This is a genomic window from Variovorax boronicumulans (genome assembly GCF_019352895.1).
In the GTDB taxonomy this organism is placed as follows: Bacteria; Pseudomonadota; Gammaproteobacteria; order Burkholderiales; family Burkholderiaceae_C; genus Variovorax; species Variovorax boronicumulans_A.
In genome coordinates this window covers 465,321-486,206 of record NZ_JAAAFX010000009.1, presented here as the reverse complement: position 1 = coordinate 486,206, position 20,886 = coordinate 465,321, and the positions used below count along the sequence as shown (strand labels likewise).

At 69.6% G+C, this 20,886-nt stretch carries 18 protein-coding genes; 12 read left to right on the top strand and 6 right to left on the bottom strand.

All coding sequences use genetic code 11. The features are described 5' to 3' along the window. Window positions 1–69 precede the first annotated feature (69 nt). The 3 genes from sauS to K0H49_RS21390 are packed head-to-tail and all read left to right on the top strand — an operon-like array spanning window position 70 to window position 3,832. On the top strand, window positions 70–1,512 hold the full coding sequence (sauS, locus tag K0H49_RS21400; protein WP_219216767.1) for an acylating sulfoacetaldehyde dehydrogenase: 1,443 nt from the start codon (window positions 70–72) through the stop codon (window positions 1,510–1,512). Window positions 1,513–1,520: 8 nt separating this feature from the next. Then, window positions 1,521–3,044, top strand: a complete 1,524-nt coding sequence (locus tag K0H49_RS21395) for an AMP-binding protein (protein ID WP_219219065.1) — start codon at window positions 1,521–1,523, stop codon at window positions 3,042–3,044. Then, complete coding sequence (locus tag K0H49_RS21390; protein ID WP_219216765.1) at window positions 3,041–3,832, top strand: TSUP family transporter; 792 nt, start codon at window positions 3,041–3,043, stop codon at window positions 3,830–3,832. Before K0H49_RS21395 ends, K0H49_RS21390 begins: the two co-directional genes overlap by 4 nt. A gap of 18 nt (window positions 3,833–3,850) precedes the next feature. Here the strand turns inward: K0H49_RS21390 and K0H49_RS21385 are convergent, their stop codons facing one another. Then, complete coding sequence (locus tag K0H49_RS21385) at window positions 3,851–4,663, bottom strand: IclR family transcriptional regulator (RefSeq protein ID WP_219216763.1); 813 nt, start codon at window positions 4,661–4,663, stop codon at window positions 3,851–3,853. 97 nt (window positions 4,664–4,760) lie between these two features. On the opposite strand from K0H49_RS21385, the gene K0H49_RS21380 reads away from it, so the two are divergent. Next, complete coding sequence (locus K0H49_RS21380; protein ID WP_219216761.1) at window positions 4,761–6,401, top strand: GMC family oxidoreductase; 1,641 nt, start codon at window positions 4,761–4,763, stop codon at window positions 6,399–6,401. A 53-nt stretch (window positions 6,402–6,454) separates the two neighbouring features. Next, window positions 6,455–7,807 carry an MFS transporter gene (locus tag K0H49_RS21375; RefSeq protein ID WP_219216759.1) on the top strand — a complete coding sequence of 451 codons (1,353 nt, stop codon included), beginning with the start codon at window positions 6,455–6,457 and terminating at the stop codon, window positions 7,805–7,807. An 89-nt stretch (window positions 7,808–7,896) separates the two neighbouring features. Here the strand turns inward: K0H49_RS21375 and K0H49_RS30735 are convergent, their stop codons facing one another. The 5 genes from K0H49_RS30735 to pdxR form a co-directional block, all read right to left on the bottom strand. Further along, complete coding sequence (locus tag K0H49_RS30735; protein WP_257625058.1) at window positions 7,897–8,553, bottom strand: class I SAM-dependent methyltransferase; 657 nt, start codon at window positions 8,551–8,553, stop codon at window positions 7,897–7,899. A gap of 24 nt (window positions 8,554–8,577) precedes the next feature. Continuing rightward, window positions 8,578–9,459: an ABC transporter permease subunit gene (locus K0H49_RS21365; protein ID WP_219216756.1), complete on the bottom strand. Its 882-nt coding sequence runs from the start codon at window positions 9,457–9,459 to the stop codon at window positions 8,578–8,580. Further along, on the bottom strand, window positions 9,452–10,240 hold the full coding sequence (locus tag K0H49_RS21360) for a taurine ABC transporter ATP-binding protein (RefSeq protein WP_219216754.1): 789 nt from the start codon (window positions 10,238–10,240) through the stop codon (window positions 9,452–9,454). The genes K0H49_RS21365 and K0H49_RS21360 overlap by 8 nt, the downstream gene beginning before the upstream one ends. 7 nt (window positions 10,241–10,247) lie before the next feature. Beyond that, window positions 10,248–11,261 carry a taurine ABC transporter substrate-binding protein gene (tauA, locus tag K0H49_RS21355; protein ID WP_219216752.1) on the bottom strand — a complete coding sequence of 338 codons (1,014 nt, stop codon included), beginning with the start codon at window positions 11,259–11,261 and terminating at the stop codon, window positions 10,248–10,250. Between the two features lie 193 nt (window positions 11,262–11,454). Beyond that, a complete protein-coding gene (pdxR, locus tag K0H49_RS21350; protein ID WP_219216750.1) occupies window positions 11,455–12,990 on the bottom strand; it encodes a MocR-like pyridoxine biosynthesis transcription factor PdxR in 1,536 nt (511 codons plus the stop codon). A 150-nt stretch (window positions 12,991–13,140) separates the two neighbouring features. Between pdxR and K0H49_RS21345 the strand changes: the two genes are divergently transcribed. The 7 genes from K0H49_RS21345 (at window position 13,141) to K0H49_RS21315 (ending at window position 20,852) form a co-directional block, all read left to right on the top strand. Next, complete coding sequence (locus tag K0H49_RS21345) at window positions 13,141–13,542, top strand: nuclear transport factor 2 family protein (RefSeq protein ID WP_257625057.1); 402 nt, start codon at window positions 13,141–13,143, stop codon at window positions 13,540–13,542. A 15-nt stretch (window positions 13,543–13,557) separates the two neighbouring features. Next, window positions 13,558–15,000 (top strand): NAD(P)/FAD-dependent oxidoreductase, encoded by a 1,443-nt coding sequence (locus tag K0H49_RS21340; protein ID WP_219216748.1) that lies wholly within the window; start codon window positions 13,558–13,560, stop codon window positions 14,998–15,000. A gap of 192 nt (window positions 15,001–15,192) precedes the next feature. Further along, window positions 15,193–16,788: an ABC transporter substrate-binding protein gene (locus K0H49_RS21335; protein ID WP_219216746.1), complete on the top strand. Its 1,596-nt coding sequence runs from the start codon at window positions 15,193–15,195 to the stop codon at window positions 16,786–16,788. A gap of 92 nt (window positions 16,789–16,880) precedes the next feature. Next, the gene (locus K0H49_RS21330) at window positions 16,881–17,855 is read left to right on the top strand and encodes an ABC transporter permease (RefSeq protein ID WP_219216745.1); all 975 of its coding nucleotides are present in this window, start codon (window positions 16,881–16,883) and stop codon (window positions 17,853–17,855) included. Then, window positions 17,852–18,757: an ABC transporter permease gene (locus K0H49_RS21325; RefSeq protein WP_219216727.1), complete on the top strand. Its 906-nt coding sequence runs from the start codon at window positions 17,852–17,854 to the stop codon at window positions 18,755–18,757. The genes K0H49_RS21330 and K0H49_RS21325 overlap by 4 nt, the downstream gene beginning before the upstream one ends. Beyond that, entirely contained in the window at window positions 18,757–19,821 is a 1,065-nt protein-coding gene (locus tag K0H49_RS21320) for an ABC transporter ATP-binding protein (protein WP_219216725.1), read from the top strand. Before K0H49_RS21325 ends, K0H49_RS21320 begins: the two co-directional genes overlap by 1 nt. After that, window positions 19,818–20,852, top strand: a complete 1,035-nt coding sequence (locus tag K0H49_RS21315) for an ABC transporter ATP-binding protein (RefSeq protein WP_219216723.1) — start codon at window positions 19,818–19,820, stop codon at window positions 20,850–20,852. The genes K0H49_RS21320 and K0H49_RS21315 overlap by 4 nt, the downstream gene beginning before the upstream one ends. Window positions 20,853–20,886: the final 34 nt, after the last annotated feature.

The window sequence follows — 20,886 nt, the reverse complement described above, 5'->3', positions numbered from 1 at the left end:
GGTGCCGCCCCGGCCCGTCCGGGGCGGTGTGTCCCGTGAGAATGCATCTCGCAGCAACCAATGAAGACCATGGACCACTCGAACTCCTCCGCACAGAGCCCCATTGCCGATCTCGTGGGGCGCGCGCGCGCCGCGCAACGCATCTACGACACCTGGTCGCAGGAGCAGGTCGACATGGTGGTCACGGCCGCCGGTTGGGCGATCATCGAGCCCGGCCGCAACCGCGAGCTCGCCGCGCTCGCGGTGGCCGACACCGGCGTGGGCAACGTCGAGGACAAGGTGCGCAAGAACCACCGCAAGACCCTCGGCCTGCTGCGCGACCTGCAGGGCACGCGCTCGGTCGGCGTGATCGCGCAAGACCACGCGCGGGGCATCGTCGAGATCGCACGACCGGTGGGCGTGGTGTGCGCCGTCACGCCGTCGACCAATCCGGGCGCGACCCCGGCCAACAAGATCATCAATGCGCTCAAGGGCCGCAATGCCGTCATCGTCGCGCCCTCGCCCAAGGGCTGGACCACCGCGGCGCGGCTGATCGCGTTCATCCATGCGCAATTCGACCGCATCGGCGCACCGCGCGACCTGGTGCAGTTGCTGCCCTCGCCGGTCAGCAAGCAGTCGACCGCCGAACTGATGACGCTGTGCGACCTGGTGGTCGCGACCGGCTCGCAGGCCAACGTGCGCGCGGCCTACGCCAGCGGAACGCCGGCCTTCGGGGTGGGCGCGGGCAACGTGGCGAGCATCGTCGACGAGACCGCCGACCCGGCCCTCGCGGCCGACCGCATCCTGCGCTCCAAGACCTTCGACAACGCCACCAGTTGCTCGGCCGAGAACAGCCTGGTGGTGGTCGATGCCGCACGCCCCGCACTGCTGGCCGCGCTCGAGGCGCGCGGCGCGGTGATGCTCGACGCGTCGCAAAAGCGCGTGCTGCAATCGCTGATGTGGCCGGAAGGGCGGCTGTCGGCTGCGGTGATCGGCCAATCGGCCCGCGTCATCGCACAGCGCGCGGCAGCACAGGATGCGGCGGGCCGCGCCGCCTGGCTCGCCATCGCCGAGCGCGATCCGCGCATCCTCATGGTGGACGAGGCAGGCGTCGGCCCCGAGCATCCGTTCTCGGGCGAGAAGCTCAGCCCGGTGCTCACCGTGTACGGGGCCGCCGACTTCGATGCCGCCGCCGCCACGGTCGAGCGCATCTACGGCTACGAGGGCGCGGGCCACTCGGTCGGCCTGCACAGTGCAGTGCCCGAGCGCGCGCTGCGCCTCGGTCTCACGCTGCCGGTGTCGCGCGTCATCGTCGACCAGCCGCATGCGCTGGCCACGGGCGGCAACTTCGACAACGGCCTGCCCTTCTCGCTCTCGATGGGCTGTGGCACCTGGGGCAAGAACAATTTCTCCGAGAACATGAACTACCGGCACTACCTCAACATCACGCGCATCTCGCGGCCCATCCCCGAGCGCATGCCGACCGAAGACGAGATCTTCGGCGCCTTCTTCGCCCGGCACGGTGCCGCGTGAATGCCGCGATGCCGCCGGCGGCGGCCACCACCGTCCATGCGCTGATCGAGCAGCAGGCGCGCCTGCGGCCGACCGCCGTCTATGCGCTTTCCACCGAGTCGGCCGAGCCGACCATCGACTGTGCGCAGCTGGCCCAGGGCTGCCGACGCGCAGCCGCCTTGCTGCAGGCCCAGGGTGCGCAGCAAGGCGACACCGTGTCGCTGGTGATGCCCAACGGCCTGCAGACGCTGCGCCTGCTGCTGGGCGCGCTGCATGCAGGCCTGTGCGTCAACCCGGTGAACCTGGTGGCCCAGCCCGAGCAGATGCGCTACGTGCTGGCGCATTCCGACTGCCGCGTGGTGTGCGTCGCACCCGAATGGGAGGCGCGCGTGCGCGCCATGCTCGAGACCGTCGAGCGCACGGTGGCGGTGTGGGTCGTCGACCCCGACGCCCCCACGCTGCCCGGCGAACCGGCGGCGACGGCCGTCGACCTGCCACCCCCGTCGCCCGACGCACTGGCGCTGCTGATGTACACCTCGGGCACCACCGGACAGCCCAAGGGCGTGATGCTGACGCAGGCCAACCTCGCCGCCAACGCGCACGCCATCGGCCTCGAGCATGGCCTGACGCCCGCGGACCGCGTGCTGGCGGTGTTGCCGCTCTATCACATCAACGCCTTCGTCGTGACCATGCTGGCGCCGCTGGCGCACGGCGGCAGCCTGGCGATGCCGCCACGCTTTTCGGCCGGCCGCTTCTGGACGCAGGCCGCGGCCACCCACTGCACCTGGATCAACGTCGTGCCGACGATGATTTCCTACCTGCTCGAGGGCGGTCCGGTGCCGCGCGCACTGACCGCCGGCCTGCGCTTCTGCCGCTCGGCCTCGGCCGCGCTGGCGCCCGAGCACCATCGCGCATTCGAGGCGATGTTCGGCATCGGCATCGTCGAGACCATGGGCCTCACCGAAACCGCGGCCCCCGCCTTCTCCAACCCCATGGTGGCGGCGCAACGCAAGCTCGGCTCGGTCGGCCGCGCCTCGGGCTGCGACGCGCGCGTGATCGATGCTGCGCTGGACGAGGTGGCCGATGGCCAGACCGGCGAGCTCGCGCTGCGCGGCCCCAACGTGATGCGCGGCTACTACAAGAACCCCGAGGCGACGCGCGAGAGCTTCACGCCCGATGGCTGGCTGCGCACCGGTGACCTGGGCCACCGCGACGGCGACGGTTTCTTCTTCATCACCGGCCGCATCAAGGAACTGATCATCAAGGGCGGCGAGAACATCGCGCCGCGCGAGATCGACGAGGCACTGCTGCAGCACCCGGCCGTGCGCGAGGCCGCGGCCGTGGGCGTGCCCGACCGGCACTACGGCCAGGAGATCGGGGTGTGCATCGTGCTGCGCGAGGGCGCGGACTGCAGCGAGGCCGCGCTGCGCGCCTTCTGCGAAGGCACGCTGGGCCGCTTCAAGACGCCGGGCCATTTCCGTTTCGTGGACGACCTGCCGCGCGGGCCGTCGGGCAAGGTGCAGCGGCTGCGGCTCGCGCCCCTGTTCGAATGACGGCGCTGCTCGATGCGCCGCTGCCGCCGCTGCTGCTCGCCTACAGCCTGTGCGTGGTGTTCGCCGCGGGCATGGTGCGCGGCTTCGCGGGCTTCGGCTTCTCCGCCATCTCGGTGGCCGGGCTGTCGCTGATCGTCTCGCCAGCGAAGGTGGTGCCCGCCATCTTCGCGCTCGAGATCCTGGCGAGCCTGAGCCAGCTGCGCGGCATCGCGCGCGATGTCGACATGCGCTGGATCGGCTGGCTCGCGCTCGGCAACCTGCTGTTCATCCCGGTCGGCGTCGCGCTGCTGGCCTGGCTGCCCGAGACGCCGCTGCGCCTGCTGATCGGCGCGCTGCTGATGGCCGCGGCCCTGCTGCTTCGACGCGGCTACCGCGCGGCGCTGCTGCCGACCCGCGGCGTGCGGCTGCTGGCGGGCGTGCTGTCGGGCTTCATCAACGGCGTGGCCGCCATCGGCGGCATCGCGCTGGCCGTGCTGCTGAGCACCGTCAACATGCCGCCGGCGCGGCTGCGCGCCACCATGATCGCGCTGCTGCTGTTCAGCGACGTGGTGGCGCTGGCCAGTGCGGCGCTGATGCCCGGCGCGGCCCATGCGAGCGGCAGCCTGCTCGGCCCTGAGACCTTGCGCTGGGCGGTGTGGCTGGCGCCGGCCATGCTCGTGGGCATCTGGTTCGGCGGGCGCTCGTTCGCGGGCGTCTCGCCCGAACAGTTCCGCCGGCATGTGCTCAACCTGCTGATCGGGCTGGCGGCGGTGAGCGTGCTGCGGTCGCTGTACGGCCTGCTGGCGTAGCCCCGGCCGCCACGCCGCTCAGAGCAGCGTGCCCATGCGCTGCGCCGCGGCCTCCAGCGCGTCGAGCTGCCCCAGCGCCTCGTCGAGCGACATGCGCGCCGTGGGCGCGTGCACCGCGATCGCGGCACGCACCGCGCCGGCCGCGTTGCGCACCGGGACCGCTACCGCCACCAGTCCCGCGATGAACTCCTCGTTGTCGCAGGCATGGCCGCGTTCGATGATGGCATCGCACTCGGCGCGCAGCCGGGACGCGGCGACGATCGAGTTGCGCGTCATGCGCGTCAGCGTGAGGCCGGCGATCACGGCGTCGCGTTCCTTGCGCGGCATCTGGGCCAGCAGCAGCTTGCCGCTTGCGGTGCAGTGCAGCGGCACGTGCGAGCCGATCTCGAGCGTCAGGCGCAACGGCCACTGGGCCTCCACCCGGTCGAGGTAGAGCACCTGGGTGCCGTCGAGGGTGGTGAAGTTGCAGGTCTCGCCGACCTGCCGCACCAGCTCCGACAACACGTCGTGGCGCAGTCCGCGCACCACGCCGTGGTTGAGCGTGTCGAAGGCCAGCTGGCGCAGCGCCGGACCGACGCTGAAGGCGCGCTCGTCCACGTCGCGCGCCAGGAACCCGGCGGCCAGCAATTGCGTGCAGATGCGGTGCGCGGTGCCCTTGGGCAGGGCCAGACGCGCCGCGAGATCGGCCAGCGTCAGGGCCCGGCCCTCGCTGGCGAGCAGCGCCAGCAGGCGCAGGCTGCGCTCGGCCGAGGAGCCGCTTGCGCCCTCCGCGGACAGCGCCTCGGGCGGGGAAAACGGGACGACAGCAGCGTCGCGTCGTGAAGACGTCATGCGGGTAAACCTCTAAAGTGGAACGTTGCGTTCCGAAAATCATTGACCTACGATCCGGGCCGATGCGGCGATTGTTCCATTGCAACCCGGGCCCGGAATGAATCTCAACGAATTCGACTACATCGTGGTGGGTGCCGGTTCGGCGGGCTGTGTGCTCGCTGGCCGACTCAGCGAAGACCCCGCCACCCGCGTGCTGCTGCTGGAAGCCGGCCCGCGCGACAGCTCGCCCTGGATCCATCTGCCCATCGGCTACGGCAAGACGATGTGGAGCCCCGATGTCAACTGGCGCTTCGAGACCGACCCCGACCCGAACATGAACGGCCGCCGCATCTACTGGCCGCGCGGCAAGACGCTGGGCGGCAGCAGTTCGATCAACGGCCTGATCTACATCCGCGGCCAGCGCGAGGACTACGACCACTGGGCCGCGCTGGGCAACGCGGGCTGGGGGTACGACGAGGTGCTGCCCTACTTCATCCGCTCCGAGGGCAACCAGCGCGGCAGCAGCCCGCTGCACGGCGGCGACGGTCCGCTCAAGGTGTCGGACATCGGCGCGCGGCATGAACTGATCGAGGCCTTCATCAACGGCGCGCAGCAGATCGGCGTACCGCGCACGGAGGACTTCAACGGCGCACGCCAGGAAGGTGCGGGCTACTTCCAGCTCAACACCCACCACGGCCTGCGTTGCAGCACCGCCAAGGCCTACCTCCCGCCGGCGGTCAGGCGCCGGCCCAACCTGCGCATCGAGACCGAGGCCTTCGCGGCGGGCCTGCTGACCGAAGGCCGTCGTGCGGTGGGCGTGCACTACCGCCAGGGCGGCGAGATGAAGACCGCCCGCTGCCGCGCCGAGGTGCTGCTGTCGGCCGGTGCCATCCAGTCGCCGCAGCTGCTGCAGCTGTCGGGCATCGGCCCGCACGCGCTGCTCGCCGCACAGGGCGTGCCGGTGCTGCACGACCTGCCCGGTGTCGGCGAGAACCTGCAGGACCACTTGCAGATCCGCGTGGGCTACGAATGCACGCGCCCCATCACGACCAACGACCAACTCAATTCGTGGGTCGGCCAGGCCCGGCTGGGGCTGGAGTGGCTGCTGCACCGCACCGGCGCGCTGGCCATCGGCATCAACCAGGGCGGCTGCTTCATGCAGGCGCTGAAGGACGAACACGGCCACCCCGTGAGCGCGACGCCCGACATCCAGTTCCATGTGGCCACGCTCTCGGCGGACATGGCGGGCGGCCGGGTGCACCCCTACTCCGGCTTCACGATGTCGGTGTGCCAGCTGCGGCCCGAATCGCGCGGCCACATCCGCATCCGCTCGCTCGATCCCTTCGAACCGCCGTCGATGCAACCGAACTACCTGGCGACCGAACTCGACCGCCGTACCGCGGTGGCCGGCCTGAAGGCGGCGCGTGCCATCGCCGATGCGCCGGCCATGCGCCCCTACGTGAAGCGCGAGGTCAAGCCCGGCCCGCAGGCCGCGAGCGACGAGGAGCTGCTCGCGTTCTGCCGCGATCACGGCGCCACCATCTTCCATCCCAGCGGCACCTGCCGCATGGGCGACGACCCGCTGGCCGTGGTCGACGCGCGGCTGCGCGTGCACGGCATCGCGGGCCTGCGGGTCATCGATTGCTCGGCAATGCCCACGCTGGTCTCGGGCAACACCAACGCGCCGGTCGTGATGATGGCCGAGAAGGCCGTCGACATGGTCCGCGAAGACGCAAGGCAACCCGCACGATTTCGGTAGAGCGCGCAGGCCCTTCGAGGGCATCCCAACGACACTTCATTGGAGACAAACACATGAGTGCAACGACAGCGGAAGAGAAGAAGATTCGCAAGGTGGTGGTATCGGCGCTGGTCGGCGCCACCATCGAGTGGTACGACTTCTTCCTGTACGGCGTGGTGGCGGGCATCGTCTTCAACAAGCTCTACTTCCCGGGCAGCGACCCGGTGGTGTCCACCATGCTGGCCTACACCACCTTCGCGGTGGGCTTCGTCACGCGGCCGCTGGGCGGCGTGATCTTCGGCCACTTTGGCGACAAGATCGGCCGCAAGAGCATGCTGGTCATCACGCTGATGATCATGGGCGTGGCCACCTTCCTGATCGGGTTGGTGCCGACCTATGCGCAGATCGGCATCGCGGCGCCCCTGCTGCTGCTGCTGCTGCGCGTCGCGCAAGGCATCGGCCTGGGCGGCGAGTGGGGCGGCGCGGTGCTGATGGCCTACGAGTACGCGCCCAAGGAGAAGCGCGGCTTCTATGCCTCGCTGCCGCAGATCGGGCTGGCGATCGGCCTGTGCCTGGCCTCGGGCGTGGTGGCGCTGCTGTCGTGGCTGCTGACCGACGAGCAATTCATGGCCTGGGGCTGGCGCATCGCGTTCCTGATCTCGGGGGTGATGGTGGTGGTCGGCATGTACATCCGGCTGCACGTGCAGGAGACGCCGGAGTTCGCCGCCGTGAAGGCCAAGAACGCCGAGCTGCGCATTCCCTTCTTCGACATGCTCCGGCGCTATCCGGGCAACGTGCTCAAGGGCATGGGGGCGCGCTACATCGACGGCGTGTTCTTCAACATCTTCGGCGTGTTCTCGATCAACTACCTCACGAGCACCATCAAGATCAGCCGGACCGAGGCGCTGCTGGGCGTGATGGCGGCCGCCGTGGTGATGTGCTTCTTCATTCCCTTCTTCGGCCGGCTGTCCGACCGCATGGGCCGCCCGCGGGTCTACATGTGGGGCTCGCTCATCACGGCGCTGTCGTCGTTCCCGGCGTTCTGGCTGATGACCCACAGCGGCGGCAGCATGTTCATGATCTGGCTGGCCATCATCATTCCGTTCGGCATCCTGTACGCCTCGGTCTACGGGCCCGAGGCCGCCCTCTTCTGCGACCTGTTCGACGCCAAGGTGCGCTACACAGGCATCTCCTTCGTCTACCAGTTCTCGGGCATCTTCGCCTCGGGCATCACGCCCATCATCGCGACCGCGCTGCTCAAGTCGGGCGGCGGCCAACCCTGGCAGATCTGCATGTACGTGATCTTCGCCGGGGCCGTGTCCGCCTGGTGCGCATGGCTCATCGGACGCACGCCGCTGCCTGCCGACGACCCGGTCGAGACCGTTCGCAACCCGCCCGAGCCGCGCGGACGCGAAGCCCTGCGGTGAGCCGCTGAAATGACAAGGCCCTCGCGCATGCGAGGGCCTTTTTTGTGGGCGGCGAATGCCGTCTCAGGCCGTGGTCGGCCGGACGTGCTTCAACGTGAACAGGCCGCCGCCGAGCCGTCCCGACAGGAAGCCCGCTTCGCAGCGGCACAGGCAGCATGCCCGGATCGGCGTGACGGCGGTGTCGAAACCCTTCGCTTGAAGGCCGGCCCGGCCGCGAGAAAGCGGTGGCGCCACTCGGCCCACGTGGATGGCATTGCCTCGTTCTGCGCGAGCGTGCACTCCGCGCGGAGCGCCTGTGCCCGCATCGCCTCGACGGACGGCTGCATGCCGCCCGCGACGATGAAACGCTGGATGGAATCGGGCGTGCGGCGGCGGTGGTCGACGTGCGCGTCGGCGATCGTGGTCACCTGCGCCCCCGCCACGCCGTCGGCCGACAGGCGCCAGCGCACGGCGTCGAAGCAGGCCGGCCAGTGGCGCCGGCCCGCGGCCTCGAGCATCTCGAGGGAGACGATGCGGTCGAATTGGTCGCCGCGGTCAGCGGCGCTCGACGTCGCGGCAGTCCTGCAGCCGCCGCGTGACCCGGTCGGACACCAGCCCGCAGTCGACCGAAGGGAGGGCGACTTCAGTGGCGCGCGGCGTGCGCGCTTCCCATCGTCTCGGGCACCGTGATGGCGGCGCCGCAGCAGGCCCTGTGCCGCCGCGGGCCGATGGATCGGGCCGAGGATCTGCCGAGGTCCGCAGGCCATGCGCCTGCGCCCCTGCATGTGGCCCTACATGCGCCCCTTCCATGGCACCAGCCGCCGTTCGAGCCAGCGCATCAGCAGGTCGAACAGGTAGGCCACCACGCCGATCACGATGATCCCCATGATCACGATGTCGGTGCGCAGGAAGTTGGAGGCGTTGAGCACCATCTGGCCCAGGCCCATGTTGGCCGCGACCATCTCGGCGGCCACCAGCGTGGTCCAGCCGAAGCCGATGGCGATGCGCATGCCCACCAGGATGTCGGGCAGCGCCGACGGCAGGATCACGTGGCGGATCACCTGCAGGTAGCTCGCCCCCATCGAGTAGGCGGCGTTGATCTGCTCCTGCGACGCGCTGCGCATGCCCGAACGCGCGGCCAGCGCCAGCGGCGCGAAGCAGCTCAGGAAGATCAGCAGCACCTTGGGCAGCTCGTCGATGCCGAACCAGATGATGATCAGCGGCAGGTAGGCCAGCGGCGGCAGCGGCCGATAGAACTCGAGCGGCGGGTCGAAGATGCCGCGGGCCCAGCGGCTCATGCCCATCGCGATGCCGACCGGGATGGCCGTCAGGCACGCGAGCAGGAAGGCCGAGAACACGCGGAACATGCTCGCCAGGAAGTGCTGCCACAGCGGCTTGTCGTTGGCCTGGCCGGTCAGGTACTCGTGGAACTGCTGGAAGACCGCCTGCGGCGAGGGCAGGAACAGCGGCTTGATCCACCCGATGTTGGTGACGATGGCCCACAGCGCGAGCAGCACCACCACCGTGACCACGCTGATGGTGCCGCTGGAGCCTTCGCCCGGCACCTTGAACGCGCTGGTCCGCAGCGTGGCGCCCGTGGCCGGCGCGGGTGCGGCGGACGGCGTCGAGGGCGGCGGCACCGCGACGGGAACGGCGACGGTGACTTCAGACATGGGCGGTCTCCCGGTGATGGACGATCGACAGCACCTCTTCGCGCAGGCGGATGAACTCCGGCTCGGACTTGACCTTGCGTGCGTCGCCATGGGCGAGGAACTGGCGCGAGAAAGGCATGTCGTCGTAGATGTGCGAGATGCGGCCCGGGCTCGGGCTCATCACGATCAGCCGGGTCGCGAGGAACAGCGCCTCCTCCACCGAATGGGTGATGAAGAACACCATCTTGTTGGACTTGGACCAGGCCTGCAGCAGGATCTCCTGGACCGACTCGCGCGTGAAGGCGTCGAGCGCGCCCATGGGCTCGTCCATCAGCAGCACGGCCGGATCGCTGGCCAGCGCGCGCGCGATGCCCACGCGCTGCTGCATGCCGCCCGACAGCTCGTAGACGGCGCGGTCGGCGTAGGGCGTGAGACCGACCAGGCCGAGCTTCTCCTCGGCGATGCGGTCGCGCTCGGCACGGCCCATGCCGCCCAGGCGCAGCCCCAGCGCCACGTTGTCGCGCACGTTGAGCCAGGGCATCAGCGCGTGCTTCTGGAACACCACGCCGCGATCGGCGCCGGGGCCGACCACGGGCTGGCCATCGAGCAGGATCTCGCCGGTCGAGGGCGGGAGGAATCCGGCAATGCTGTTGAGCAGCGTGGTCTTTCCGCAGCCCGAAGCGCCCAGCGCGACGACGAAGTCGCCGTCGTGCATCTTCAGGTTGACCGGTGCCAGGGCTTGCAGCGTGCCGCCCTTGACCGCGTAGTTGACCGTGAGGTCGCGAATGTCGAGCGTCGGCATGACGCGCCTACTTCGCCATCGCCTTGGTGACGTAGGTCGTGGTGACGAAGGCGCTGTAATCGGGCTTGACCTCCTGCACCCGGCCCTGCTCCTTCAGGAAGGCCGCGGTACCCGCCATCGCCTTGGCCGCGCCGCCCCCCAGCCAGGCGGGCGACAGCTGCTCGGCCATGGTCGGGAAGCTGTAGAGGCCCATCACCGGCAGCACGTCCTTGGGGTCGGCCTTGGTCCATTTGGCCATCGCCTTGACCTGCGGCGAATCCGCGGTCCAGCCCTTGGCCGAGGCCTTGTACTCGTCGTTGGCGCGGTTGAGCGCCTGCACGAAGGCGATCATGAAGGGCTCGTTGGCGGCCGCCCACTTGGCATTGACCACGATGCCCTCGAAGGTGGGGGCGCCGCGTTTGCCGATGCTGCCCGAGGTGGCGATGCTCTTGCCGTTGGCCTTGACCTTCGACAGCACCGGGTCCCAGATGAAGGTGGCGTCGATGTCGCCGCGCTCCCAGGCGGCGGCGATCTCCGGCGGGCGCATGTTCATCACGTTGACGCTGCGCGGATCGACCCCGTCCATCTTCATCGCCGCCATGAGCTGGTAGTGGGCGGTCGAGACGAAGGGTGTCGCGACCTTCTTGCCGGCCAGGTCCTTCATGCTGTTGATGTTGCTGCCGTTGCGCGCCACCAGGGCCTCGGCGTCGGCGATGTCGGCCGAGATCCAGAACAGCTGGATGTCCTGGCCCTGGCTGGCTGCGGCGGTCAGCGGGCTCGACCCGGTCTCACCCATCTGCACGTCGCCCGAGGCCATGGCACGGATCACGTCGCCGCCGCCGGAGAACATGCGCCAGTTGATCTTGTAGCCGGTGGCCTTCTCGACTTCGCCCGACTCCATCACCAGACGCAGCGGCACCAGCATGTCCTGGTGCGCGAAGGTCACTTCCTTGGCCTTGGCCTGGGCCAGGGCACCACCGCAGAGCACGACGGTGGCGAGGGCGGCTGCGCTTTGCAGGGTGAGACGCTTGGAACGGTTCATCGGATATCTCCTCGGGGGTGGATGGATGAAGCAGACGCGAGACCACGCTGCTGCGCGATGCCACTGTGCACGCATCACGGCGTGCTCGGAAGTGCCAGCACCCCCAAGGGGATGGAGCCAGGGGCTCGGGACTTACCCTCGTTGTGGTGCGCGCGCCGCACCGCATGCACGCGCCTTGTGCGCGGTCGGTCGTTCAGTGCGGCCGCGTGATGGGCGGGCGCTGCTCGCCGCGCGCCTGCGCCAGTTCTTCCACCGCCAGGCCGAGCGCGCGGATGCCGGCCGGGATCTGCGCGGTGGCGATGGAGGACAGGCGCAGGCGGAAGAAGGGACAGGGGTAGGGCGGCTTGGCGAAGAAGACGTCGCCGGCCTCGATCAGCACGCCGTGGCTGCGCGCCATCAGGGCCAGTTCGGCGGCGTCGACCCAGGCCGGGGCCTGGACCCAGAGCGAGGCCCCGCCCTGCGGCAGCTGGAAATCGAAATCCGGCAGGTGGTCGCGCAGCGCCTGCGCCGCCAGCGCCAGCCGCTCCTGCATGGCCTGGTTGACGCGCCGCGCATGCGACTCGTGGTGCCCCAAGGAGAGGAACAGCGCGTAGGCATGCTGCAGGAAGGCGCTGGGGTGCCGCACCATCGCGTGGCGCACCGCGCGCAGCTCGGTGATGAGCGCGCGGGGCGCGACGATGTAGCCCAGCCGCAGCGCCGGCGACAGGCTCTTGGAGACCGAGCCGACGTAGATCACGCGCCCGGTCTTGTCCAGGCTCTTGAGCGCCGGCATGGGCGCGCCCTGGTACAGGTTCTCTGCCTCGTAGTCGTCCTCGATGATGACGAAGTCCTGCAGTTCGGCCTTGCGCAGCAGCCACTGGCGCCGCTCCAGGCTCAGCGTGCTGGTGGTCGGGCTCTGGTGCGAGGGCGTGACGAAGAGGTAGTCGACCGCCGGCAGCGCATCGACCACCAGGCCCTCGTCGTCGACCGCCACCTCCACCCAGCGCGGGTTGCGCAGCGAGAAGCTGTTGCGCGCATGCGGATGGCCCGGTTCCTCGAGGCCGACGAACTTGCGCTCGTCGAACAGCGCCTCGGCCAGCAGGTAGTAGGCATGCTGTGCACCGACCGTCACCAGGATCTCTTCCTTGAGCGCGAACACGCCGCGCTTGGGCAGCAGCCGGGTGCGAATCTGCTCGATCAGGTCGGGCACGTCGTCGGTCTCGAAGTCCGGCGTCCAGTGCGGCAGCTGCGAGCGCGCCAGGCTGCGTGCGCAGCATTCGCGGAAATCCTCGGTGGGAAAAAGCTGCGGGTCGTGCGTACCGTAGACGAAGGGGTACGGGTAGCTGCGCCACTGGTCGGGCTTGGCCAGCGTGGGCTGGTCGAGCAGCGAACGCACCACGCGGGTCGACCAGTCGGGCGGCTGGCCCGACTGGCCGCTGCGCCCCACCAGCGGTTCGGCCGGCGCCGCCGCCAGCGGCCGCGCATCGGGCGCCACGAACACGCCGCTGCGCGGTCTCGCCTCGAGAAAACCCTCGTCCATCAACTGCAGGTAGGCCGAGGTCACGGTGTTGCGGCTGAGACCCAGCAGCGCGGCCAGTTCACGCGACGACGGCAGCGGCGCGCCGGGGCCGAGCCGGCCCTCCAGGATGGCCCGCACCACCGCGGCGCGCAGCCGGCCCTGCAGTGGCAGCGCCGGCTGATCGGGCAGCGCGAAAAGCTGGGCCCATTGGGTCGATCGCGAGGAGGACATGGTGGGCCGCAGTCTACGGCCTGCGCGGTCGCGCGAAAGCGCCAGGCGATCCAGGCGCTGCGTCTGGATCGGTCGAATCCCCCGAACTGGCCCTAGCGCGCGGACGGCGCGTTGCCTACGCTCGTCCTCATTCACACCAGGAGTTCCGCCTTGACCGCCCTCACCTCTTCCGTCAGCACCGCCACCCTCGCCGCCTTCAGCGAGGCCTGGAACCGGCACGACATCGATGCCCTCATGGGCTTCATGACGCCCGACTGCATCTTCCAGACCGCGGCGGGCCCCGACGCCTGCGGCACGCGCCATGTCGGCACCGAGGCCGTGCGCAAGGCCTTCGCCGCCGCGTGGCAGGCGGTGCCCGATGCGCAGTGGGAGAACGGCCAGCACTTCGTGCACGGCGACTTCGGTACCTCGCAGTGGACCTTCACCGGCACGGCGGCCGACGGCAGCCGCATCGAGACCGACGGCATCGACGTGTTCGGCTTCAGGGACGGAAAGATCCACCTGAAGAACGTGTTTCGCAAGACGCGGCCCAACCAGCCGGCGGCCAAGTAAGCCAGGGCGCCGCTCATGACGACGATCGCTCCCGTGCCGTTCACCGAAGCGCCGCCCGCCCCGGCGCGCAAGCCCTACGACCCGCGCTACGACCCGCTGATCGCGACCGACCCCGGCGCGGGCCGGGCCTACGCGCCGACCTGGTGGGTGGCCAGCGCCGGCACGCCCCCGGAGGACGACGGACCGATCGTGCGGGACATCGACGTCGACGTGGTGGTGATCGGCTCGGGCGCGACCGGCATGTCGACCGCGCTGTACCTGGCCCAGGAGCACGGCATCCAGGCCACGGTGCTCGAAGCCAACCAGGCGGCCTGGGGCTGCTCCAGCCGCAGCGGCGGCCAGGGCCAGAACGCCAGCGGCCGTCTCAAGCGCTCGCAATGGATCGCACGCTGGGGCCTGGACACGGCGCGGCGGCTCGACGCCGAGATCCGTGGCGGCTTCGAGAACTTCAGGCACCTGACGACGCAGATCGACTGCGACGCCTACGACGGCGGCCACCTGCACCTCGCGCACCGGCCCGAGAAGCTGGCCGGCCTCGAGGCCGAGGCCACGCTGATGCGCGATACCTTCGGCTACGCCACCCGCATGATGAGCGCCGAAGAAGTGCGCAGCGACTACTGCGACGAGCGCGAGACGGTGGGTGCGATGTTCGAGGCCGAGGGCGTGGGCATCCACCCGCTCAAGTTCACCTTCGGCCTGCTGCGCAAGGCGCGTGCCCTGGGCGTCAAGGTCCACACCTCGAGCCCGGTGCAGGGCTGGGAAACCGTCAACGGCGTGCACCACCTGCGCACACCCGGCGGCATCGTCCGCGCCAAGCGGGTGGCGGTGTGCACCGGCGGCTACACCGGCCAGGCGCTCAACCCGCTGCTGAAGAACCGGATCATGCCGATCCTCTCGAACTCGGTCGTCACGCGGCCGCTCACCGATGCGGAAATAGCGGCCACCCATTTCAAGTCCCACACCTTCCTGACCGACACGCGCACGCTGCGCTTCTACTATCGCCTGCTCAAGGGCAACCGCCTGCAACTGGGCAGCCGCAGTTCGGTCAGCGGCGCCGATGCCGAAGGCCCGGTGCACCTGAAGCTGCTCACCGACGCCATCGCACGCAAGTTTCCACCGCTGGCCGGCATCCCGATCGACTACTCATGGTGGGGCTGGGTGGACATGAGCCACGACATGATGCCGCGCATCACGCAGCCGGACGACCACAAGACCATCTGGTACGCGGTGGGCTACGGCGGCAACGGCGTGTCGTTTTCGACCTGGGCCGGCAAGCGGCTGGCCGAACGCGTGGCCGGCAAGGACGGCGGGCATGCGGTGTTCGAGCTGCCGATCTACCGCTCGCCGTTGCCCTTCCCCAATGTGCTGGGCCTGGTCGAATCGCCGCTGTTCGCACCCTTCCGCCGCATCGGCCAGCGCGCGCTCTACAAGTGGTACTGGCTGCGCGACGAGAAGTAGTGCGACATGGACGGCACCGCATGCGCCACGTCAGGGCGCGTGCATGGCTTGGGTGCGGAGCGGGGAAAACCCTTGCCATCTGGACCTTTCATTGACGTTACTGTGGACCTTCGCACCGGGTTGGCCTGCGCCTTATCTTCGGAGTTGAGGCTTGCGGGCCTCGTTCATCCGTCGACATCCGAAGAGGTACGCATGCATCCCGTCCGTCTCGTCCGTCGCACCGCCTTGCTGGCGGCCGCCCTGCTCACCGCCGGCACACTGATGCCGGTCCCCGCCACCGCACAGGAAGCCAAGCGCGGCGGCACGCTGGTCATCGGCAACACGCAGACGCCGCGCCACCTCAACGGCGCGGTGCAGTCCGGCGTTGCAACGGCCCTGCCCGGCACCCAGGTCTTCGCAAGCCCGCTGCGCTTCGACGACAAGTGGAATCCACAGCCCTACCTCGCCGAGGCCTGGCAGCTGTCCGACGACGCCAGGTCGCTCACGCTCAACCTGCGCAAGAACGCGGTGTTCCACGACGGCAAGCCGATCACCTCGGCCGACGTCGCCTTCTCGATCATGGCGATCAAGGCCAACCACCCGTTCCAGACCATGCTGGCGCCGGTCGAGAAGGTCGAGACGCCCGATCCGTACACCGCCATCATCCGCATGAGCACGCCGCATCCCGCGATCGTGCTCGCGATGTCGCCGGCGCTCGCGCCGATCCTGCCCAAGCACATCTACGGCGACGGCCAGGACCTCAAGGCCCATCCGCGCAACAGCACCGACATCGTGGGTTCCGGACCCTTCCGCGTGACCGAGTTCAAGCCCTCGCAGCGCATCGTGCTCGAACGCTTTGACAAGTACTTCCTGCCGAACCGCCCCTACCTCGACAAGCTGATCATCAACATCACGCCCGACATTGCCCCACTGATGCTGGGCTTCGAGCGCGGCGAGATGCAGATGCTGCCTTTCGTCACCACGCCCACCTCGCTCAAGCGCCTGAGCGCGAACCCCAAGGCCGCGCTCACCGCACAGGGCTATGACGGCATCGGCGCACTCAACTGGCTGGCCTTCAACCTCACGAAGAAGCCGCTGTCCGACCTGCAGGTCCGCAAGGCCATCGCAACCGCGATCGACAAGAACTTCATCACCAAGGCGCTGATGGGCGGCTACGCGACACCTTCCGACGGACCGATCGTGGCCGCCAGTCCGTTCGCCGTGCCTGATGTGGTGCGCTACCCGCTCGACCTCAAGAAGGCCGGCGAGATGCTCGATGCGGCCGGCTACAGGATCGGCGCCAACGGCGAACGCTTCAAGCTCACCATCGACTACCTGCCGGGCCAGGACGACCAGCAGAAGAACGTGGCCGAGTACATCCGCGGCCAGCTCAAGAAGGTGGGCATCGCGGTCGAGGTGCGCGCCTCGGCCGACTTCCCGGCCTGGGCCAAGCGCCTGGCCACCCACGACTTCGACATGTCGATGGACCTGGTGTTCAACTGGGGCGACCCGATCATCGGCGTGCACCGCACCTACCTGTCGACCAACATCAAGCCGATCGTCTGGACCAACACGCAGTCCTACGTGAACCCGCAGGTCGACGCGCTGCTCAACACCGCCGGCGGCATCACCGACCCGACCAAGCGCAAGGCCTACTACGCGACCTTCCAGAAGATCGTGACCGACGAGCTGCCGCTGCTGTTCATCAACCAGATCCCCTACCACACGGTCTACGCCAAGCAGCTGGTGAACCCGCCGACGTCGATCTGGGGACCGCTGTCGCCGATGGACGAGGTGGCGTTCAAGTAAACCAGACAAGGCCAACGCATGCCCCGGCCCTTGCGCGCGGCATCCCTGTCCTTCGTCTCGAACGGCCGCTCCGGCGGCCGAGGTCAAACACGATGAATCTTGCGCGTCGGACACTGTCACGCCTGCTCCAGGGCCTGGTTCTGGTGCTCGCAGTGGTGGTCCTCAACTTCCTGCTGGTGCATGCCGCACCCGGCGACCCCGTGGAGACCATCGCGGGCGCCAGTGGCGGCATGAGCACCGAGATGGTCGCGCAGCTGCGCAGCCAGTACGGCCTCGACAAGCCGCTCTACGTGCAGCTCGGCGTCTACCTCGGCAAGGTGCTGAGCGGCGATCTCGGCTACTCCTACTTCTTCAACCTGCCGGTCAGCGAGATGATCCTCGAGCGCGTGCCCGCCACGCTGCTGCTGGTGCTGAGCGCGGTGCTCTGGGCCTTCGTGGCCGGCACCACACTGGGCGTGCTGTCGGCGCGCAAGCCCAACGGCCTGCTCTCGCAGTTCATCACGGTGCTGAGCATGGTGGGCTTCGCCGCGCCGGTGTTCTGGATGGGGATCATGCTGATGATTCTGTTCGCCTCGGTGTTCCCGATCCTGCCGGTCTCGGGCATGCGCGCGGCCGACGCGAGCGACAGCGGCCTCGCCGGAGTGCTCGACGTGCTGCACCACCTGGTGCTGCCGACGGTCTCGCTCGGGCTGGTCTACCTCGCGCAGTACAGCCGGCTCGCACGCTCGGCGATGCTCGACGTGCTGGGGGCCGACTACATCCGCACCGCGCGCGCCAAGGGCCTGGCCGACCGCGTGGTGCTCTACAAGCACGCGCTGCGCAACGCCCTGCTGCCGGTGGTGACGGTGCTCGGCCTGCAGTTCGGCAACGTGCTGGCCGGCGCGATCCTGGTCGAAACGGTCTTCAACTGGCCCGGGCTGGGGCGGCTGGCCTTCGACTCGGTGCTCCGGCGCGACTACCCGACCATCCTCGGCGTGCTGCTCTTCTCCAGCGTGGTGGTGATCGTCATGAACCTCGTGACCGACCTCTGCTACCGCCTCATCGACCCCCGGATCAAGACCGCATGAACAGTTCCACCCTTCCTCAGGCCGCCACCCGGGTCGCGCCGCCCCATGCGGCCGCCAAGGTGCCGCATCCGACCGTCGAGGCGCTGCGCATGTTCGTGCGCAACCCCTCGGCCATCGTCGGCATGGCGATCCTGTTGCTGGTGCTCGCGGTGGCCATCGCCGGCCCCTGGTTCCATGCGGCCGACCCTTTCGAGATCCGCGCCGCGCCGATGACCCCTCCCTTCAGCGACGAGGCCTGGCTCGGCACCGACTACCTCGGGCGCGACGTGCTGACCACGCTCATCCACGGCGGCCGCGCCACGCTGCTGGTCGGGGCCGTCGCGGCCCTGCTGTCGGTGCTGATCGGCATCACGCTGGGGGCCTTCGCCGGCTACTACGGCGGCCGCGTGGACGCAGTCCTGATGCGCATCACCGAGTTCTTCCAGGTGCTGCCGGCACTGCTGTTCGCGATGGTCGTGGTGACGCTTTTCTCGCCCTCGCTGGTGACCGTGACGCTGGCCATCGGCGTCGTCAGCTGGACCGGTACCGCCCGGCTCACGCGCGCCGAGTTCCTGAAGTTCCGCAACCTCGAGTTCGTGCGCGCCGAGCGGGCCATCGGCGCGCGCAACGCCCGCATCATCTGGAGGGTGATCCTGCCGAACGCGCTGCCGCCGCTGGTGGTGTCGGCCACGCTGGCCATCGGCGCGGCGATCCTGTTCGAAGCCGGCCTGTCCTTCCTCGGGCTCGGAGACCCGAACCAGATGAGCTGGGGGCTGATGATTGGCTCGAGCCGGCCTTACGTGCTCGACTGCTGGTGGGCCGTGACCTTCCCGGGTGCCGCGATCTTCGTCACGGTGCTGGCGGTCAGCCTGATCGGCGACGGCCTGAACGATGCACTGAACCCGAAACTGAGGGAGCGCTGATGGCCACCGACAACGCGATCCTTCGCGTGCAGGACCTGCACGTGGAATTCAAGACCCGGCGCGGTCGGGCGCTGGTGCTCAATGGCGTCGACTTCGAGATCCGCGCCGGCGAGACGCTCTGCGTGGTCGGCGAGTCGGGCTGCGGCAAGAGCATGACCGCGCTCGCGCTGCTGCGCCTGATCCCCGCACCGCCCGGGCGCATCAGCGGCGGCCGCGTGCTGTTCCACGACGAGGACCTGCTGCAGGCGGACGAGGCCCGCATGCGTGCGGTGCGCGGCAACCGCATCTCGATGATCTTCCAGGAGCCGATGACTTCGCTCAACCCGGTGTTCACCGTGGGCGACCAGATCGGCGAGTCGCTGCGGCTGCACGCCGGGCTCGACGCCGCCGCCGCACGGCAGCGCGCCATCGAGATGCTTCAGCAGGTCGGCATTCCGGCGCCCGAGCGGCGCGTCGACGAATACCCGCACCGGCTCTCGGGCGGCATGCGCCAGCGCGTGATGATCGCGATGGCGCTGGCCTGCCGGCCCGACATCCTGATCGCCGACGAACCCACCACCGCACTCGACGTGACGGTGCAGGCCCAGATCTTCGACCTGCTGCGCGCGCTGCAGCGCGAGAAGGGAACCGCCGTGCTGCTCATCACGCACGACATGGGCGCGGTGGCCGAGATGGCCGACCGCGTGATGGTGATGTACGCCGGCCGGGTGATCGAACAGGGCAGCACGGAGGAGGTGCTGGGTCGGCCGGGCCACCCCTACACGCGCGGACTGATCGACTGCTTGCCTGCGCTGGGCAGCAGCGTCGCGTCAGAAGCCGGCGAGCGCGTCGCACTGGCGGAGATCGCGGGCGTCGTGCCGTCCATCTGGGAGCTGGGCAGCGGCTGCGCCTTCCGCGAACGTTGCCCGCACGCGATGCCGCGCTGCGCGGCCGAGGTGCCGCCGATGCTGGTGCTGGACGATGCCGGCCCCGCCGCCCCTGCCGAGCGCCCCTCCGCGCCGCACGGCGCGGCCTGCTGGCTGCACGCGAGCGCCGCCACGCGCGCCGAACTGGAAGCGGCATGACGCGGATCACTGCGGCCGACGTGCTGCTGTCCGTGCAGGACCTGCAGGTGCACTTCCCACGCCCGGGCGCGGGCTGGGGCCGGCCCGCCGAGGTGGTGAAGGCCGTCGACGGCGTGTCCTTCGAGATCCGCCGCGGCAGCACCCTGGCCGTGGTCGGCGAATCGGGATCGGGCAAGACGACCACCGCGCTGGCGGTGATGCGCCTGTCGCCGCTGACCGCCGGCCATGTCCGGCTCGGCGACACGGACCTCGGCGCCCTGAACGGCGAGGCGCTGCGCTTCGCGCGTCGTCGCATGCAGATCATCTTTCAGGACCCCTTCTCCTCGCTCAACCCACGCGAGCGCGCCGGCGCCACGGTGCGTGCCCCGCTCGACCTGATGAATGTCGGCACGCCGGCCGAACGCAGCGCGCGCGTGGACGAACTGTTCGAGGCGGTCGGCCTGCGGCCGGAGCAGCAACACCTGTTCCCGCACCAGTTCTCCGGGGGCCAGCGCCAGCGCATCAACATCGCGCGCGCGCTCGCCACCCACCCCGAGCTGGTGGTGTGCGACGAACCGGTGTCGGCGCTGGACATCGCGATCCGCGCACAGATCCTCAACCTGCTGGTGCGGCTGCAGCGCCAGCTCGGCCTGACCTACCTCTTCATCTCGCACGACATGGCGGTGGTGGAGCACATCTGCGACGAGATCGCCGTGATGTACCTGGGCCAGATCGTCGAGCGCGCGCCGCGCCGCGCCTTCTTCGCCCGGCCGCTGCATCCCTACAGCGTGGCGCTGATGTCGGCGGTGCCGACCGTCGACGGCGGCCGCCGGCGCGCAGCGCAGCGCATCAAGCTGAGCGGCGATCCGCCGAGCCCGATCAACCCGCCCGCCGGCTGCCGCTTCGCCGGCCGCTGCCCGGTCGCCGAGCCGGCCTGCGTGGCCGAACTGCCGCCGTTGCGCGAGGTCGCGCCCGGCCACTGGGTGCGCTGCCGCCGCGTCGATGTCGTCGACGGCGTGCCCACCGTCCCGCTGCAGATGCCTGCCGCCTGAGCCTTTCCGTCCTTCCTCACTCCATTCACCCCAC